The organism is Psychrobacter sp. VH5, assembly GCF_050572635.1.
Taxonomy (GTDB): domain Bacteria; phylum Pseudomonadota; class Gammaproteobacteria; order Pseudomonadales; family Moraxellaceae; genus Psychrobacter; species Psychrobacter celer.
Map to the genome: position 1 here is coordinate 282,070 of NZ_CP192145.1, position 16,645 is coordinate 298,714.

At 48.3% G+C, this 16,645-nt stretch carries 14 protein-coding genes; 5 read left to right on the forward strand and 9 right to left on the reverse strand.

What is annotated here, in order from left to right; genetic code table 11:
- The first annotated feature begins 77 nt into the window (after positions 1 to 77).
- Positions 78 to 1,139 carry a disulfide isomerase DsbC N-terminal domain-containing protein gene (locus ACNFVB_RS01225; RefSeq protein ID WP_430737821.1) on the forward strand — a complete coding sequence of 354 codons (1,062 nt, stop codon included), beginning with the start codon at positions 78 to 80 and terminating at the stop codon, positions 1,137 to 1,139.
- A 146-nt stretch (positions 1,140 to 1,285) separates the two neighbouring features.
- Here the strand turns inward: ACNFVB_RS01225 and ACNFVB_RS01230 are convergent, their stop codons facing one another.
- A complete protein-coding gene (locus ACNFVB_RS01230) occupies positions 1,286 to 1,936 on the reverse strand; it encodes a DUF2939 domain-containing protein (protein ID WP_288996456.1) in 651 nt (216 codons plus the stop codon).
- Positions 1,937 to 2,346: 410 nt separating this feature from the next.
- On the opposite strand from ACNFVB_RS01230, the gene dnaJ reads away from it, so the two are divergent.
- The 3 genes from dnaJ to ACNFVB_RS01245 all read left to right on the forward strand — a co-directional run bounded on the left by dnaJ (position 2,347) and on the right by ACNFVB_RS01245 (position 5,441).
- A complete protein-coding gene (dnaJ, locus tag ACNFVB_RS01235; RefSeq protein WP_288996458.1) occupies positions 2,347 to 3,474 on the forward strand; it encodes a molecular chaperone DnaJ in 1,128 nt (375 codons plus the stop codon).
- 193 nt (positions 3,475 to 3,667) lie between these two features.
- Positions 3,668 to 4,510: a 4-hydroxy-tetrahydrodipicolinate reductase gene (gene dapB / locus ACNFVB_RS01240; RefSeq protein WP_430737822.1), complete on the forward strand. Its 843-nt coding sequence runs from the start codon at positions 3,668 to 3,670 to the stop codon at positions 4,508 to 4,510.
- Positions 4,503 to 5,441, forward strand: a complete 939-nt coding sequence (locus ACNFVB_RS01245) for a hypothetical protein (protein WP_430737823.1) — start codon at positions 4,503 to 4,505, stop codon at positions 5,439 to 5,441. Before dapB ends, ACNFVB_RS01245 begins: the two co-directional genes overlap by 8 nt.
- Before the next feature lie 85 nt (positions 5,442 to 5,526).
- Here the strand turns inward: ACNFVB_RS01245 and ACNFVB_RS01250 are convergent, their stop codons facing one another.
- From ACNFVB_RS01250 to erpA, 8 genes are all read right to left on the reverse strand, one after another.
- Positions 5,527 to 6,702: a type III PLP-dependent enzyme gene (locus ACNFVB_RS01250; protein ID WP_288996578.1), complete on the reverse strand. Its 1,176-nt coding sequence runs from the start codon at positions 6,700 to 6,702 to the stop codon at positions 5,527 to 5,529.
- Between the two features lie 48 nt (positions 6,703 to 6,750).
- Positions 6,751 to 7,305: a peptide deformylase gene (gene def / locus ACNFVB_RS01255; RefSeq protein ID WP_288996464.1), complete on the reverse strand. Its 555-nt coding sequence runs from the start codon at positions 7,303 to 7,305 to the stop codon at positions 6,751 to 6,753.
- A gap of 279 nt (positions 7,306 to 7,584) precedes the next feature.
- On the reverse strand, positions 7,585 to 7,839 hold the full coding sequence (locus ACNFVB_RS01260) for a GlsB/YeaQ/YmgE family stress response membrane protein (RefSeq protein ID WP_198336133.1): 255 nt from the start codon (positions 7,837 to 7,839) through the stop codon (positions 7,585 to 7,587).
- Between the two features lie 397 nt (positions 7,840 to 8,236).
- On the reverse strand, positions 8,237 to 9,721 hold the full coding sequence (gene mpl / locus ACNFVB_RS01265; RefSeq protein ID WP_430737824.1) for a UDP-N-acetylmuramate:L-alanyl-gamma-D-glutamyl-meso-diaminopimelate ligase: 1,485 nt from the start codon (positions 9,719 to 9,721) through the stop codon (positions 8,237 to 8,239).
- 276 nt (positions 9,722 to 9,997) lie between these two features.
- Positions 9,998 to 10,636, reverse strand: coding sequence for a copper resistance protein NlpE N-terminal domain-containing protein (locus tag ACNFVB_RS01270; protein WP_288996470.1), 639 nt, complete (start codon positions 10,634 to 10,636; stop codon positions 9,998 to 10,000).
- 375 nt (positions 10,637 to 11,011) lie between these two features.
- On the reverse strand, positions 11,012 to 11,530 hold the full coding sequence (locus ACNFVB_RS01275; RefSeq protein ID WP_430737825.1) for a disulfide bond formation protein B: 519 nt from the start codon (positions 11,528 to 11,530) through the stop codon (positions 11,012 to 11,014).
- Between the two features lie 60 nt (positions 11,531 to 11,590).
- Positions 11,591 to 13,165, reverse strand: a complete 1,575-nt coding sequence (gene gshA, locus ACNFVB_RS01280; protein WP_430737826.1) for a glutamate--cysteine ligase — start codon at positions 13,163 to 13,165, stop codon at positions 11,591 to 11,593.
- Between the two features lie 332 nt (positions 13,166 to 13,497).
- Positions 13,498 to 13,878, reverse strand: coding sequence for an iron-sulfur cluster insertion protein ErpA (erpA, locus tag ACNFVB_RS01285; protein ID WP_105244487.1), 381 nt, complete (start codon positions 13,876 to 13,878; stop codon positions 13,498 to 13,500).
- A 571-nt stretch (positions 13,879 to 14,449) separates the two neighbouring features.
- On the opposite strand from erpA, the gene ACNFVB_RS01290 reads away from it, so the two are divergent.
- The gene (locus ACNFVB_RS01290; RefSeq protein WP_430737827.1) at positions 14,450 to 16,471 is read left to right on the forward strand and encodes an ATP-binding cassette domain-containing protein; all 2,022 of its coding nucleotides are present in this window, start codon (positions 14,450 to 14,452) and stop codon (positions 16,469 to 16,471) included.
- Positions 16,472 to 16,645 lie beyond the last annotated feature (174 nt).

The window sequence follows — 16,645 nt, forward strand, 5'->3', positions numbered from 1 at the left end:
CTTTATTAGCAGCGATTTGATAATAATGCCTATCGCCGTTTGTTTGATAAACACTTGCTATCAATCCACCAAATAGGATGGTCTTTGTGAAACTCCCTGTATTAAAATTTACCAGCTTGATGGCGGCCTTGCTACTTACTGCTACCGCCTGTGCGCAGCCGAGCGCCACCGACGTCAGCAAAAAAACGCCCAATCAAATGCAATCAGCAGGCAGTGTGAGCCAAACGCTCGATAGTCAGTTACGTGAGCGCTTGACCCAAGCGGGTATCAAAGCTCAGATTACGGCGATTGAGCCATCGCAGCTGCCCAATATGTATCAGGTCAGTCTCGCCGGCCAGCCGCCACTACATATCACCGAAGATGGCAAGTACGTCATCCAAGGCGAGCTACAAAAAAACCCCAGTAAGCAGGTGGTGACCAAAACCCCTGCCCGCAGCCGTAGCGAGCAAGCAGGGCAGCCGGTGAGTGCCGAGACCAAATCGGCCATCCTCGCCAATATGAGTGCGCTCAAACACATGAGTGCCAAGACCCCGTTTTTTTATACCGCGGTGCCAGGGGTAATTTGGGGCGCGACGCTAGAGGGCGTGCCGTTTTTGTTGTCCGATGATGCGCAGTACATCACCGACGGCGAGATATCTGTCATCGAAAACGGTCGGTTTATGGGGTTAGATGAGACCTTTGAGCAGCGCAAAAACCAGTTAGTTTTTCAGGGGTTAGACCGTCAGCAGCTTATCACCTATCCTGCCACTACCACCGAAAAAGCGGTGATTTATGTGGCGGACGATGTCAACTGTCCTTATTGCCGCCGCTTCCATCAGCAGCTACCGATGCTCAATGACAAAGGCGTCACGGTGCATATTATTGGTTATCCGATATATGAAGCATCGCCTGAGCAGATGCGTGCTATCTGGTGTCAAGGCAGTGAAGATAGCCGCCGTCAAGCGTTTGACAAAGCTATGCTGCAAGGAGAGATGACGCCTGCCCCAGCAAGCTGCCAGGCCGACCATCTGACCCCCAATCGCGAAAAAGCAGCAGGGCTAGCCGTGATGGCGACGCCAGCTATCTACCGCGAAGACGGCGTGCTGTATCAAGCAAGTTTTGAGAGTCCGGAGTTTTTAGAGTTTTTGGGCGTGGAGTAAATAGATGAGCGGTCGCACGCCATAAATGCTGCGCGGTTTTTTGGTGTTTATTGTATATGCTGGATTTAGCGCAAACGTGTCGTAGCGCTAGTGCTCTCAACCAATAATGACACGGCGCTTATCACAACATACTGATAAACAGAGACTTATGGCAACACAATATCGACGATTTTCCATTCAATCAGACCTTGTCGCTGCATCTCGATGGTCAGCGGATAGCCTTTGATCTGTCCGCTGATGGTAAAACAGTTGATGCCACAATAGCTCAGCGCTGGCTTGTCACTATCATTGCCTTGCACGGCGTGTTTTTCTAGCTCAGCCGCTTGTTTTTGCATGACCTGTTGCATTTGATCTTTGACCACCGCATCGATATCACCGCGATGAATGATGAGGTTTTGAATCAAGTTTTTTAGATTGACCTGATTGCTGGCGATGGCCCACGCCGCCGCTAGCTCTTTGGTCGCGGTATTGGCTTGACCTTGGGTGTTGATGACGGTTTCGATGTTTTGTGCGGTGATGGCACCATTGACGGCCTTTATGATAAAGGTGTTGGCCGCTTGTATTAATGGCTCGCCGCCGAGCTCGGCCACCAACGGGTAGCTGCGTATGGTGGTTGCAAATTGATTGGTGAGCTGGGTTTGTACGCTTGGCCTGACTTGCTCGTAGTCGATGGCGGCCGCAATCGCCGCACCGTCGTTGGCATCATAGGCGTTTTTGAGCTGATAGGCACTGTAGTAAGGCGAGCCTGCATAAACTGTCACCGCAATAACGATCAATAAAACCAACAGCTTTTTCATAAAAAATACTACCTTATCGCCAATCTAAAAGCCTAAATTTAAATGCGTACGAATATGGCGATAAATACTAGCATGAAGCCCTGCCAAAAAGGTATAAAAACCTTTGTGCTATTCTTAACGAACTCTGTTTTGGGCGCCCATCATCTTCTGTCCGACAATTTCGCCTCTAATGCGCTTGATAAATCACCTTACCATCTCCATAAATAGCGCAAACTTTTAATAATTGATTTGGCTAAGCAGCACCCCGCCGCATTCGCTTGTACGATTCAGACGATTCTCTTCTTTGCTTTTTATTGTCTCGCCATGTTTCATGTGAAACAGCATTGCGAGTCTGAATAGCAACAGACGATAATTGCTATGGGTTGATGAATCGATCGATCGGCGGCCCTGCGAAGACGATAGGAGAGCCCATGAGTAAGCGCGATTTTTATGAAGTATTAGGTGTCAGTAAAACCGCTGACAGCAAAGAAATTAAGCGAGCCTACCGCAAGCTGGCCATGAAATACCATCCAGATCGCAACTCTGATGACCCTGATGCCGAAGAGAAATTCAAAGAAGCATCGATGGCGTATGAGGTGCTTAGTGATGAAGAAAAGCGCTCAGCCTATGATCGCATGGGGCATGCGGCGTTTGAAAACGGCATGGGCGGCGGCGGTTTTGGTGGCGGCGGCAACTTCCAAGACATCTTCGGTGATATCTTTGGCAATTTTGGCGATATCTTTGGTCAGTCGCGCGGCGGCGGCGGTCGCTCACGTCGCGGTTCGGACTTGCGTTATGTGATTGAGCTTACCCTCGAAGAAGCGGTACGCGGTACTAAAAAAGAAATCAGCTTTACCGCGCCTGCGCCTTGCGACACTTGTGACGGTAAAGGCGCAAAAGACGCCTCTGATATCGTCACGTGCCAGACTTGTCATGGTCAAGGCCAAGTACGTATGCAGCAAGGCTTTTTTGCTGTACAGCAGTCCTGCCCGCAGTGTGGCGGCTCAGGTAAGCAAATCAAAAACCCATGCCCTGACTGTCATGGTAACGGCGTCAAGGACAAGTCACGCACGCTTGAAGTCTCTATCCCAGCCGGCGTCGATGATGGCGACCGAGTTCGTCTCGCAGGCGAAGGCGAAGCGGGTGGCGCTGGCGTACAAAATGGCGACCTGTATGTCGAGGTACGCGTCAAACCTCATGACGTCTTTACTCGCCAAGGCGCGGATCTGTATATGGATGTGCCCGTCAGCATCACTGATGCCGCTTTGGGTAAAGAAGTGGAAATCCCAACCTTGGATGGTAAAGTCAAAATCAAGGTCGCTGAAGGTACGCAAAGTGGCAAGCTGTTACGCGTGCGCGGTAAAGGCGTGACGCCAGTACGCACCACCATGAAAGGTGATCTGATCTGCCGTGTGGTCATTGAGACGCCCGTGAACCTAACGCGTGAGCAAAAAGACCTATTGCGTCAATTCCAAGACACACTAGATGGTGATAGCAAGCATCAGCAGTCGCCGCACAAAAAATCTTTCTTTAAAAAGATCGGCGATCTATTTGATTGATCAAAGGGTTTTCATCGCGTTGATCACGCATTTGGCTTAGTGAATCAATAACAGACCCCTAGTGTTTCACGTGAAACGCTAGGGGTTTTTAATGGGTGTATAAAAAACCACCCATGCAGGGATATTTGCTAAACTTAGGATAAATGACCTATAAGCACCACCGTTCTAAAAACATAAATATCTAGGACAAAACATGACTCAACAAACCAAAAAACAAACACAAGAACAAACCATCAAAGTCGGCGTCATCGGTGCTGGTGGCCGTATGGGACGCATGCTCATCGAAGCGGTACAAGACAACCCACAAACGACACTGAACGCCGCGATTGAACGTCAAGGCTCAAGCCTTGTCGGTGCAGATGCGGGCGAGGTCGCGGCGATTGGGCATTTAGAGGTGCAAATCGTCGATGATTTAAAGGCAGTGATTCATGATATCGATGTGCTGATTGATTTTAGCTTGCCCGATGCCACTGAGCAAAATATGCAAGTCTGTGCGGCAAATGACGTTGCGATGGTGATCGGCACCACAGGTTTTAATGAGCAGCAAGAGCAAGTGCTAAAAACTGCCAGCCAGCAAATCGCTATCGTCTACGCAGGCAACTATTCAACGGGCGTTAATTTATCGCTAAAGCTGCTCGGTATGGCAGCCAAAGCCTTTGGTGATGACGCCGATGTTGAGGTCATCGAAGCCCATCATAAGCACAAAATCGATGCACCATCGGGCACCGCCTACATGATGGCAGAAGCAGTGGCCGACGCGCGCGGACAGAGATTAAAAGACGTCGCTGTCTATGGCCGTGAAGGGCAGACCGGCGAGCGCGAAGCGGGTAGCATTGGCATTCATGCGATACGCGGCGGTGAGATCATCGGTGATCATACGGTGATGTTTATCGCTGATGGTGAAGTGGTCGAGATTACCCACCGCGCCCGTGCACGTATGACCTTTGCCGCTGGTGCAGTACGCGCCGCAACTTGGGTAATTGAGCAGGGCGTTGGGCAATATAATATGCAAGATGTACTGGGTTTAAATGAGTAGCTCTGCCCGTGCTTATCTTAAAGCGCTCAGTTATGCGGTAGCGACTGTGATGGCAGTCAAACACAGTCGCCGTGTCCTTTATAGCCATGCTATTTATAAAAGCCTACTAGCCACGGCAGTTGGTATAACGGTGCCGCTGGTGACTGTCCAAGCGGCGACTTATGAGACTTATGTCATTGATACCTATGGTGGTCAGGCACTTATACCAGCGGTACGCCAGCAGTTAGAGAGTAGCCGTGACGGTGGTACGGTGACCAGTTATCAAGACAAGCTGGTCATCCGCACCACGCCTGCCAATTACCTAAAGCTGCAGCAGCTACTGTCTTTGATTGATCGTCAGCCGCAAGCGCTCACGGTCGCGGTGCGTGTTGGCAATAGCAGCAGTGTTCAGGATAATATTCGTCAGGGTCAGGTTATTATTACCAATCGCGGTATCCGAGGTGCAGGCGTAATCAATCAATATAACCGCCAGCAACAAGGTAGTAGCTTGTATCAAGTACAAACGCTGTCTGGTAGTGCCGCTAGTATCAGTACAGGTACGCTCTATTCATTGACGCAGAACTATCGTGCCACTATTCAACCGAATTATCATTATCCAGCTGACCGTCAGCCAAGCGCGCAGATTATTATTCATCAGCAGGTACTACTGCCAACGACGCAAGGCATTGCTGTTACACCGCGTCTACTACCGAATGGTCAAGTCGAAGTGAGGTTGTCACAAGTTGAAGAGCGACTGGCGCGATCCAACTCATCCTACAATAGGTACGGCACGAGCAGTAATAGCATTCAAAGTCAAAGTCTGAACAATACAATCATTGTGCCACGTGGACAGTGGGTGACGATTGGTGAGATTTCACAACGCTCAACCAGCAGCGGCAGTCGAATGACCAATAGCATTAATAGTGTACCGATAGCTCTGCTGGTTCAATAGCTCATTACGCAAATGGCTAAATACAAAAAAGCGCGGTGCTGTTATTCATAGCACCGCGCTTCTCTATAGATAGTAGTCGTAAAGACTAGTCAATATAAACCACGTCTAACGGCGGAAAGCCGTTAAACTCGACTGAAGAATACGAGTTGGTATAAGCGCCCGTGGTCAGCCAATAGATTTTATCGCCAATCTCCAGCTCTTCTGGTAGCTGATAGCCCGCTTCTTCGTACATGATGTCGGTTGAGTCGCACGTCGGGCCTGCCAGTACTACGGTGCCTTCGCTTGTTGACGTTTCCATTTTTGGCGTATAAACAGGATATTTGATGGCTTCGCCGAGCGTCTCGATTAAGCCTTGGAACAAACCAACATCCGTATATACCCAGCGAGCCAAATCAGTGTCTGACTTACGAGAGATTAGTACCACATCACTGACCAAGACACCAGAACCACCGACGAGTGAACGACCTGGTTCTAGAATAATCTCAGGCATCTCGTCATCATTATAATCATCAGTCAAATAGCTGGTAATCTCTTCTGCATAGACCTTAATAGGATTGACTTCGCTGATATAGTTGGTTGGGAAGCCGCCACCTAGATTGATCATCTGTAGCTTGATGCCTTCTTCGTTTTTCATCCAGTCAAACATATATTTGACCTTAGCCAGCGCGTCATCCCAAGCGGCCACGTCTTTTTGCTGGCTGCCGACATGGAACGAGATGCCATAAGGCACCAAACCCAGCTCACGTGCTTGAATAAGCAAATCAATGGCCATATTTGGGTGACAGCCAAACTTACGAGATAATGGCCATTCTGCCGTCTCTGACCCCTGTACTAAGATGCGTACAAACACTTTAGAACCCGGTGCATGCTTGGCGATGTTTTTTAGATCCGCTTCTGAGTCAGTTGCATATAGCTCGATGCCTTTATCAAAGGCGTATTTGACGTGCTCGGCTTTTTTGATGGTGTTGCCATACGAGATGCGTGATGGCTCAACGCCGCAATCAAGCACGCGGTCCAGCTCATAGATGGAAGCACAGTCAAAGTTTGAACCCAGCTCTGCCAATAGCTCGATGACTTCAACCGCTGGGCTGGCCTTCATGGCATAGTGGATTTTTGCTTTTGGAAACAGACTGACCATCTCATGATACTTGGCTTTGATACGACTAAGATCCACCACCAAAAATGGGGTTTCGCGACCTTCAGCGGCTTTGGTAAATTTCTGCCAAGCGGCAGAGTCAAAATATTGATCAATTTTGATCATCGTCATATAAAAAACCTTTGGTAAAAGCGAATAGCAAATATGCTTGGCTTATGCGTTAGTGGTTTGCGGCTGTTGTTCAGCAGCATGCGCGCTTTGTTTTTCGCGGATTTTGATTACTTTACGTACTTTATCGCGGGCTCGTGTTTGCTTGAGACGAGACAAGTAATCGACAAAAATGACCCCATTTAAGTGATCCATTTCGTGCTGGATACATACTGCTAGTAGGCCTTCGACCTCTTCGTCTATCTTGTCGCCGTTTTCGTCTAGGGCTTCGATGCGAACCTTGGTCGGACGCTCGACTTTGTCATAGACATCTGGCACTGATAGACAGCCTTCTTCGTACGGTTGTTTTTCTTCAACCAGTGGCGTCACTTTTGGGTTGATAAACACGCGCGGCTGGCTTTTATCTTCAGATAAATCCATGACGATTAGCTGAATATGGCGATCCACTTGACTGGCTGCCAAACCGATACCCTGGGCATCATACATGGTTTCAATCATATCGGCGATCAAGGTTTTGATTTCAGCAGTCACTTCCTTGACAGGCTCAGCGATCGTACGCAAGCGCGGATCTGGATAGTTTAAAATAGGGAGTAATGCCATAATGCTTACCTCAATGCTAAGGATAAAATAGGGTATATATTATAAGGTAAATGGGGACAAAAGTAATGCTTATCAATACTTTCCCCTTATGTTCGCGGGCGTTAGAATTTATGCCGGTACATACAAAAGCCCTGCTAATCGCAAGGCTTTTGGGTAAGATACATATTTTTGCTCGATGAGTGTTGCTTGATTGATTTTGTTCAAAACTATCTTTTTTATCCTTTTTTATCAATGCAGTTTTATCAAGTTATCTGTACCAAATTAGCTAAGTTGCGTTTCTTATACGCGGCGCTTAGTGACGATCATCTCATACAAGAACAGTAAGATGATGGCACCAATGACAGAGAAGATAAGACCTATAAAGCCACCGTCAGCATCGATACCGATAAGCCCTGCAATAAAGCCACCGAGCATCGCCCCGACGATACCTAATACAATCGTCATAATCCAGCCCATGGGATCGCTACCTGGCTTGATAGCACGTGCCAACAACCCTGCGACTAAACCGACGATAATCATCCAAATAAAGCTCATATTATTCTCCTAATTTTTTATCATTTATAATTGTGTGATGTGCTTTGATGAATTTATTGTAGTCATTTTGAGGATTGAAGAGTAAGCACAAAATGTTATCTGTGTATGGGCTATGTGAGGAAAAACCGCTGTTTGCTATCAAGCAGAGGAAATAGGTAAACGGAAGGTTACAAAGGTAGTAAAGTCGCTAACGGGTGGCGAAGATATGTGCTGAAGTAAAAAACGATAAACATCAGACAAAAAAGCGCCGTTTATCATCCATAAACGGCGCTTTGAGTAGGTGATAGGCGGCTTATAACAGTGTTAAATACAATAAATCAGATATAGCCAATTGACAATAAAACGGTGATATACGTTTAAACGCGCGACTGGTATCAATTTGACTTGTGTGCTGCGCCTATCGCTCGCGTAGGGCGGTGAGTAGTCGCTGATGAATTTCTTCAAAGCCGCCATTAGACATAATGACGATGGCATCACCTGACTGCGCATACGCACAGAGATGCTCAATAATACCCTCAATACTACAAAGTACTTGCTGATGACCGATGGTACTATCCTCGGCCATCGCGGTATCAACAACTTCTTTAAGCCCCCACTCCAGCCCGGACGGCTCATACCAGAGCGTATCGTCGGCTAGCGCTGCTGACTGTGCAAGGCTGTCTTGATGAATGCCCATCTTCATGGTGTTGCTACGCGGCTCGATGATGGCCCAAATGCGTCGGTCCGCCAGCTTCTTTTTGGCACCGTCTAAGGTAGTGGTGATCGCAGTTGGATGATGGGCAAAGTCATCGAAAACCAAGATATCATCGACATTGCCAATCAGTTCCATACGGCGCTTGATACCTGCAAAGTCTGATAGAGCAGCACACGCGGTCTCTACACTCACGCCCACATCGTAGGCGGCGGCGACTGCGACGAGGGCATTGTTGACATTATGCATACCGCTCATCGACCACTCTACAATCGCTGCTGCGTTATCGGCAGGATAGCTGAGCTGAAAACGACTACCGTCAGCGGTTAATAGCTTAGCATGCCAGTCGCTACGAGCCGTGGCGCTGTCTGAGGCAGTGATATTTGTATCATCAATCGCGGTGCGCCAGACTGGCGTCCAGACGCCTTTTGCCAAGGTCTCCTCTAGGTTGACTGTGGCGGTAGGCATGATGATTTTACCCGTACTAGGAATCATGCGCACCATATGATGGAACTGCGTTTGAATCGCATTGAGATCGGCAAAGATATCGGCATGATCAAACTCAAGGTTGTTTAAGATAGCCGTACGCGGACGATAATGGACGAACTTAGAGCGCTTATCAAAGAATGCAGAGTCATACTCATCGGCTTCGATGACAAAATAGCCGACGTGTTTATCCTCACTGTCTTTATTCGCTGTAAGTTTGTCTGCACCAAGATAGCTGCTGTGGGCAAACACTTGCTGCAAGTGCGTATCAGGCGTATCGACCAGTGGCACGCCGCCGATCAAAAACCCTGCATCGATACCAGCATAGTGCAGTATCCAAGCGAGCATCGTCGTGGTCGTGGTCTTGCCGTGTGTACCGGCTACCGCGATGACGTGACGCGACTGCAATACTTGCTCAGACAAAAACTGCGGACCTGAGGTGTAGCGCAGTCCTTCGTTTAGTAGGTACTCGATGACATCCATACCGCGTTTCATGGCATTGCCTACCACCACTAAGTCTGGCGCCGGCTGTAAATGCTCGATCAGGTATCCTTCTTCGATGACGACGCCGGCATTTTGTAGTTGGGTCGACATCGGCGGATAGATATTGGCATCGGAGCCGGTAACCTTGTGCCCAAGCGCCCGCGCCAGCAATGCCAGCGACCCCATAAAAGTACCACAAATGCCAAGGATATGAATATGCATAGACGTTCCGTACGTGCTGAAGTAAAAAGGTGGACTCTCAAGCTGGTAGACCCAAAGACATAAGGTCTATCGGGGCAAACTGACTGGCTGAACCTTGCTGGCTAGACTTGCTGATTAGAGTTCGTCTGCAAGGTTGGATGTGCAAACGTTTGGTGCCCAAGAGTGGGATTCATTGTAAAGTAAACGTCGTTCGATGACCAATAAAAAACACCTAATGGGTAGGTGCAGTATTGAGGCTTTATCATAACAGGCATGAGTCAGCAACAAACGGATACGCTATTTACGCGATAAAACATAATCGTCATCGAGCTGTTTGTCATTGTCCATCAATATCAGATGATTGTCTTGAATACGGTAGGTCTCTATGTTTTCTTGCTCATAAACGATGGTAATGAGGTCGTTATCTTGACGATAAATGCCAGACTCAATCGTCGGGACTTTGGGCTGGGAAGGGTTGTTATACAGACTGGTTTTTAGGACGGAGCCATCGGCAAATAGGTTTAGGGTGATATCGATACTGTCACAAAAAGAGCAGGGCAACATACCGCCGTAGTCGCCTATTAGCGTGGCTTGTAGCGAGCCATAATTGGCAGTGTCTCCATCCCTATCTACAGTGTCAATGCTGCTATCGGCAGTTGATTGCGCTGCCATGATCAGCGAGCGACCTTCTACGGCGTCGAGCTCGTCGGCATCAGCCTTAGGTTTAGATAGGCTGTCTGCCAGATCGACGGTAGATGGGCTGCTGTCTGCAGCGTTATTGACCGGCGCAACCTTAGTACTCACTTCTTTGTTGGTATTAGAAGAGGCGCTATCGCAGCCAATCACCAACACGCAAAGCGGTATACCTAAGAGCAGACGATGAAAGCGTCTGATCGTCGATACATTAAAAGAGCAACTAGGCGCACGGTATATCATGGTCACACCAAAAACAGTTTTTTAAACAACATCTGAAAAGACTGCCTATCATATCGGCAAGTTCAGGGTATTGTCAAAATCGAGAAGTAATGAAAAAACCAGACAAACCATCAAAAACCATGATTTTTATGAGGCGATTATCATGTGACTCATCGTTGGTTTTGAGGTAGATAAACAGCGTTCAATCGCTTGGCAATTCTATAAAGCGGCGTATGTCACGCAGGTCTGCTTATCAGCAAATAGAATAAGCTGTGACAAGATATCAAAGGTTTAGAATATCTTTGTAGCGTTTTTGTTATTGGTTATTTTTATAAAATCATGCCATACCGATAGGCGTATCGGTATGGCATAGGCATAATATGGGGATAAAGAGGACTATTTAGAGGCGATAGGACGTACGATACGCCACAACACCAAACCGTGGACGACCAGCAATAGGCTAAACAAAATCAAAGACTGCTCAGGGATACTCAGTCCCATAAACGTCCAGTCGATAGCGGCGCACTCACCAGAGCCGGCAAAAACTTCTTTAAACACCTGCAAAAGAGGTAAGGTATCTAGCCAGTAGTCTAGCCCCGGGCCACAAGAAGGCACTTGATCAGCAGGTAGGTGCTGTAGCCAGACATGACGGCCTGCCACCACAGTCGACCAGCCAATACCCACCAAGCTACCTAGCCATAATACCAGACGCACCGCCATAGATTTGGGGTGAAATAAAGCCGCCATTAGGGCAAACACGCCCATCACAATCAGCCCGATACGCTGAAAAATACAAAGCGGGCAAGGGGTAAACCCCATATAGCGCTGCAAAAAGAACAGCGCAAAGCTCATACCTATCACGGCCATAACGACCAAAAATATTTGTAGATTGCGATAAGTGGTCAGCGGTAGCATGGGACAGTCACTCTTATTAGGTCGTTGTCTAAGGTATCAAACCAGTGGTTAAGTTGGTTGCTAGCGGTATTGTTGTAAAAAGTCCATAAAGTCTTCTGTCTCGGCAGACTCAATCTCTGCTTGTTGCAAAATAGACTTTTCTGCCAATACCTCATATTTGGCTTGGGCGTTTGGGCTCAAGGTCTGCTGCAACAACGCGTCACGATGCTGCTCTGCCAAGGTAAAGCCAAGTTGCCATAAGCTGCCCAAGCGTTTGCTATCGGCATTGACTTGCGCCGAAATCGTCGATTCTGGATGACTGGCTTTGCCTTGCATCAAGGCCACGGCTGCTCGGTAGTCATTGCCACCGTAGTGCGCGTCAAATAGCTCGGCAAGTGGCTGCATACGATCTAAATGCATAAGCATCCAGCTCTCAAGCGATTGCTCTTCGCCGTTATTGATGATGTTTAAGCCCTCGCGGCGACCTTCGTTTACCACGCGCTCAAGATTGATTGCCAGCGCTTCTTCTTCCTCAGGGAGCAAGTCAGGCGAGTCATTTAGCAGACAGTACAGCGCCATGACTTCTAAAAAACAAGCGCTAGAGAGACGGATACCGACATCGCTATACGGGTCGAGATCGATGGCGCGAAACTCGACATAGGCGATACCACGGCGCTCTAGTGCCTCGGTTGGCGTCTCACCGCTCATGGCGATTTGTTTGGGGCGGATAGGACTATAGTACTCGTTTTCTATTTGCAAAATATGATTGTTAATCTGAATAGGATTGCCGTCTGCATCATCCAAACCCAGTTTTTTAAAGCTCTCATGCGGCGTCTGAATCGCGCGGCGCAGTCCTTTGATATACTCAGGCAAGTTGTTGTAGCGGATGTCGAGCTGCTCTTGTACGCTGTTGGTATAGCCAAGTTTGCCCATCCGTAGGCTGGTGGCGGTAGGTCTGTAGTAGGTCGAGTCATTGAGGCGCTCTAGGTCATGCTCGCGTCCCGCCAAAAAACACGGACAAACGCTGGGGCTGGCTCCCAATAGATACAGCACCAAGCTGGTTAGGCGCTTAAAATTACGGATCAGTCCAAGATACTTATCGTTTTTAAACTCCGTCAGCGTCAGATTTTGCGCCGCTGGCGTCTTTGCTTGCCAAGCCGCAAACAAATCATCACCAAACGACAAATTATAATGCAAGCCTGCGATGGTCTGCATACGGCGACCATAGCGGATACCAAGCCCGCTGCGATACAGTGTTTTTAACTTGCCCGTATTAGAGCTGCCATAGTCGGCCAGCGGAATATCTTCATCGTTTGATGACAGCATACACGGCATGGATAACGGCCACATCAGCTCACCCTCAGGCATACCTTGATAGACCAGCAAATGCAGCTGGCGCAGCATGTTTAAGGTTTCTTTGGGAGAGGTTTTTGGGTCAGTAATCAGCTCAAGCAGACTTTCTGAGTAATCTGTGGTAATAAACGGATGAGTAAGTTTGGAACCCAGTTTGGCTGGATGCGGGGTTTGTGCCAAAAAACCATCAGGTTTAACACGCAAGCCTTCTTTTTCGATACCGCGGAGCATCCCAGTCAGATGCTGATGGTCAAACCAATTGGGGATTTCAAAGTTCACAAAGCTACTCACAAAATTACTCATAATAGGCATCTATTGTTATTGATTATGGCAGACCAAAACACGACGGGCGTTTGACCATAAAATAGGTAAATATAAGGATAAAGAATTTGGTCAGTTTAGCTCAAAGCCGTCTTGAAAACCACGGACAATTACAAATACGATAAGCTTTATCCAAGGCGGTTTTGGCTGGTTTTACTAAAAAAATTGACACACAAATCACAGGAAAAAGCAGTCTGGTTTACTGCCCATGTAGCGAATGGGCAGGCACGAGACGAAAAAGCACCTATAGATAAGATAGAAGCCTTATCCATAGGTGCTTGAACCGTCGTTTTCAAACCGCAAAAAAGCGTCATTTAGATAGAGAATGACGAGCCGCAGCCACACGTCGTGGTGGCGTTGGGATTGGTCACGATAAAACGCGCCCCCTCTAAGCCCTCGGTGTAGTCAACGGTAGAGCCTTGCAGGTATTGATAGCTCATCGAGTCGACGACTAAGGTCACATCGCCATTATCAAAATTGGCGTCGTCTTCGTTTAGGTCATTGGCAAAATTAAAGCCATAAGAAAATCCTGAGCAGCCGCCACCGGTGACATAGACGCGCAGCATCAAGGTGTCATCGCCTTCTTCTTCGCGCAGGCGGCGCACTTTTTGAGCGGCGCTGTCCGTTAGGTTTAAAACCGTTGGGTCTACAGGCTGGGCGGCGCTTGGGTTAAATTGATTGGCTGATTCGTTCATATCTACCTCAGTTACTAGGATCAAAGGCTGTCGTCCTGTTTGGGTTTGCAAGCACAGTCATGCAAAAAAAGATACGCACGGCGTTTGATTCAATGGAATGCTGTCATTATGGCAAAGCGATGCGCGCGTTATCAATCCTCGTTATCAATATAATACGAGTGTCATCACTCACGCGCTAAATACATGCTCGGCCACCCCCATTATGGTATCGCAGTATATCATAATGGGGGTGTTGATTCGTTTGTCAAGAGTGACGCTTGGTTATGCGCTATTAATAAACAAAACTGCCTTCGCGATGCTGCCGTACGGCCTCACCGAGGCGACTATATTAACCGACTGTGTTAACCGACCACGTTTAGAGATTCCGTTTATCAACTATTTTTACCGACCACGCTTAGCGATTCTGTTTAGCGATGATAGCCCTCATAGCAATCAAGATTTGCTTTTAAAATAGTGATTTAATCGTTTGCCTATCGGTGAGGCGTTTGAAATAATAGCCGGCAGTAAACATGCCAGACGTGTGTTTTTTATTGCCTTGAGTTTTATATTATTGTTGAGATGAAGAGATTATATGATCGAATTTAAAGACGTAAGCGTACGCCGTGATGGTCGAGAGTTGTTTGCAGGGGCAAGCTTTCAGCTCCATCCGGGTCATAAAGTCGGCCTAACGGGCAATAATGGCACCGGCAAATCTACCTTGTTTGCGCTACTGCTTACGCAAATGGGTACGGGGGACACCGAGGTCACGCTGGACAAAGGCGAGGTGAGTATCCCTGATAGTTGGCAGGTGGCGCACATGGCGCAGGAGGTCGGAGCCAGTGATCAGACGGCGATTGATTACGTGTTGAGCGGTGATGAGCAGTGGTACGAGATTAATGCTGCGCTCAGTGATTTAAGCGCTGTCAGTGATGAGCAAATTGGGGTGTTGCATCAGCAGTTCGATGAAATCGATGGCTACCGTACACCGACCAAAGCGGCACAAATCATGGCGGGCCTTGGGTTTAACACCAGTCAGCACGAGCTGCCTGTCTCAGGGTTTTCGGGTGGCTGGCGCATGCGCTTAAACCTCGCCAAAACCTTGATGAGCCGCGCTGATTTGATGCTGCTCGATGAGCCGACCAACCATTTAGACTTAGACGCCATTCTCTGGCTTGAGACTTGGATCAATGCTTATACCGGACTGGTCATCGTCATCTCGCATGACCAAGCGTTTTTGGATGCTACTGTCGGTCATATCTTGCACGTCGAACAACAAAAAATCACTCTTTATACCGGTAATTATCAGCAGTTTATTCGTACCCGTCACGAGCGTATGGCGCAGCAGCAGCAAGCGTTTGAAAAACAGCAAGCGACCCGCGCCCACCTGGATGACTTTATTCGTCGTTTCCGTGCCAAAGCCAGTAAAGCGAAACAGGCACAAAGCCGTATCAAGCAGCTTGAGCGTATGGCAGAGCTGTCGCCGATGATGGCGGACAACCCGTTCTCTTTTCGCTTTTATGAGCCAGCCAATATGAGCTCGCCGCTGATTGAGATGACGCACGCCGATATTGGCTATAGCGATACGCCCTTGCTTCGTGACGCCAATGTGCAGGTCACGCCTGATACGCGTCTTGGGCTACTGGGTATGAATGGCGCCGGTAAGTCGACCTTGATTAAAGCCTTGGTCGGTGAGCTGAAGATTTTGTCAGGTACTTACCGCGTGTCCGATAACTTAAAACTTGGCTACTTTAACCAGCATCAAATGGACGCTTTAGATGCGGCGGCCACCCCGCTACAGATGATGCGCCGCCTAGCTGGTAAGACATCAGACGCCGATTTGCGTTCGTTTCTCGGTAGCTTTGATTTTCGTGGTGATCGTATCGATACGCCAAGTGAGCTGTTCTCTGGTGGCGAGCGCGCTCGTCTGACGCTGGCTTTGATTGTCTGGCAGCGTCCAAACGTGTTGGTCCTCGATGAGCCGACCAACCATTTGGACTTACAAATGCGTCAGGCGCTGAGCCTGGCCTTACAAGGCTTTAAGGGAGCGGTAGTGCTGGTCTCGCATGATCGTGAGCTGATTGCCAATGTCTGTGACGAGCTATATTTGGTGCATGACGGGCAAATCGATGCGTTCGATGGTGATATCAGCGACTACGGAAAATGGCTGAGCGAGAAGCGCAAACAAGAAAATAGCTCAGACAAAGCAGCAGGCAAGAAAAAAAGCAAAAAAGAGAGTAAAAACTTTGTTTCACGTGAAACGCGCGATAGCCTAGCAAATACAGCAGCGCCTACTGTTGCAGCCAAAGACAACCCTACATCGCCTGCTTTGAGCAAAGAAGAGCAGCGCAAAATGGCCGCCGAACAGCGTAAACTGACTGCACCGGTTCGCCGCGAGATTGAAGATACCGAAAAAGTATTGGCTAAGACTGAAACGGCGCTAACAGCCATAGAAGAAAAGCTTGCCGATACCAGTCTGTATGAAGAAAGCCGAAAAGCGGACTTGCTAAAACTGCTGGATGAGCAAAGCAGCCTACAGCAGCAGCAAAGCGCTAATGAAGAAAAATTACTGCTGGCCATGACAACGCTGGAAGAGATGGAAGCAGGTTTTGAATAGAGCCGTACCTATAGCCAGCTGAATGTAAAACTGTTATGGATTGAAACGCGCTACTAGTATAAATTTTACTTGCGTGCTGCGTTCCCAGAGGCTGCGCAACCTACGTTTAAAAATAGCATCCCAGTGGCGCTATTACATTTTTAGAGTATATCGACTATAGATAAAGCGCCGCAC

Bases quoted from the DNA above. Each gene is read 5' to 3' on its own strand.
- ACNFVB_RS01250 (WP_288996578.1), bottom strand. From the start codon at position 6,702: ATGATCAAAATTGATCAATATTTTGACTCTGCCGCTTGGCAGAAATTT.
- ACNFVB_RS01290 (WP_430737827.1), top strand. From the start codon at position 14,450: ATGATCGAATTTAAAGACGTAAGCGTACGCCGTGATGGTCGAGAGTTG.
- def (WP_288996464.1), bottom strand. From the start codon at position 7,305: ATGGCATTACTCCCTATTTTAAACTATCCAGATCCGCGCTTGCGTACG.
- ACNFVB_RS01230 (WP_288996456.1), bottom strand. From the start codon at position 1,936: ATGAAAAAGCTGTTGGTTTTATTGATCGTTATTGCGGTGACAGTTTAT.
- mpl (WP_430737824.1), bottom strand. From the start codon at position 9,721: ATGCATATTCATATCCTTGGCATTTGTGGTACTTTTATGGGGTCGCTG.
- dapB (WP_430737822.1), top strand. From the start codon at position 3,668: ATGACTCAACAAACCAAAAAACAAACACAAGAACAAACCATCAAAGTC.
- ACNFVB_RS01245 (WP_430737823.1), top strand. From the start codon at position 4,503: ATGAGTAGCTCTGCCCGTGCTTATCTTAAAGCGCTCAGTTATGCGGTA.
- ACNFVB_RS01275 (WP_430737825.1), bottom strand. From the start codon at position 11,530: ATGCTACCGCTGACCACTTATCGCAATCTACAAATATTTTTGGTCGTT.
- ACNFVB_RS01270 (WP_288996470.1), bottom strand. From the start codon at position 10,636: ATGATATACCGTGCGCCTAGTTGCTCTTTTAATGTATCGACGATCAGA.
- gshA (WP_430737826.1), bottom strand. From the start codon at position 13,165: ATGAGTAATTTTGTGAGTAGCTTTGTGAACTTTGAAATCCCCAATTGG.
- ACNFVB_RS01260 (WP_198336133.1), bottom strand. From the start codon at position 7,839: ATGAGCTTTATTTGGATGATTATCGTCGGTTTAGTCGCAGGGTTGTTG.
- ACNFVB_RS01225 (WP_430737821.1), top strand. From the start codon at position 78: ATGGTCTTTGTGAAACTCCCTGTATTAAAATTTACCAGCTTGATGGCG.
- dnaJ (WP_288996458.1), top strand. From the start codon at position 2,347: ATGAGTAAGCGCGATTTTTATGAAGTATTAGGTGTCAGTAAAACCGCT.
- erpA (WP_105244487.1), bottom strand. From the start codon at position 13,878: ATGAACGAATCAGCCAATCAATTTAACCCAAGCGCCGCCCAGCCTGTA.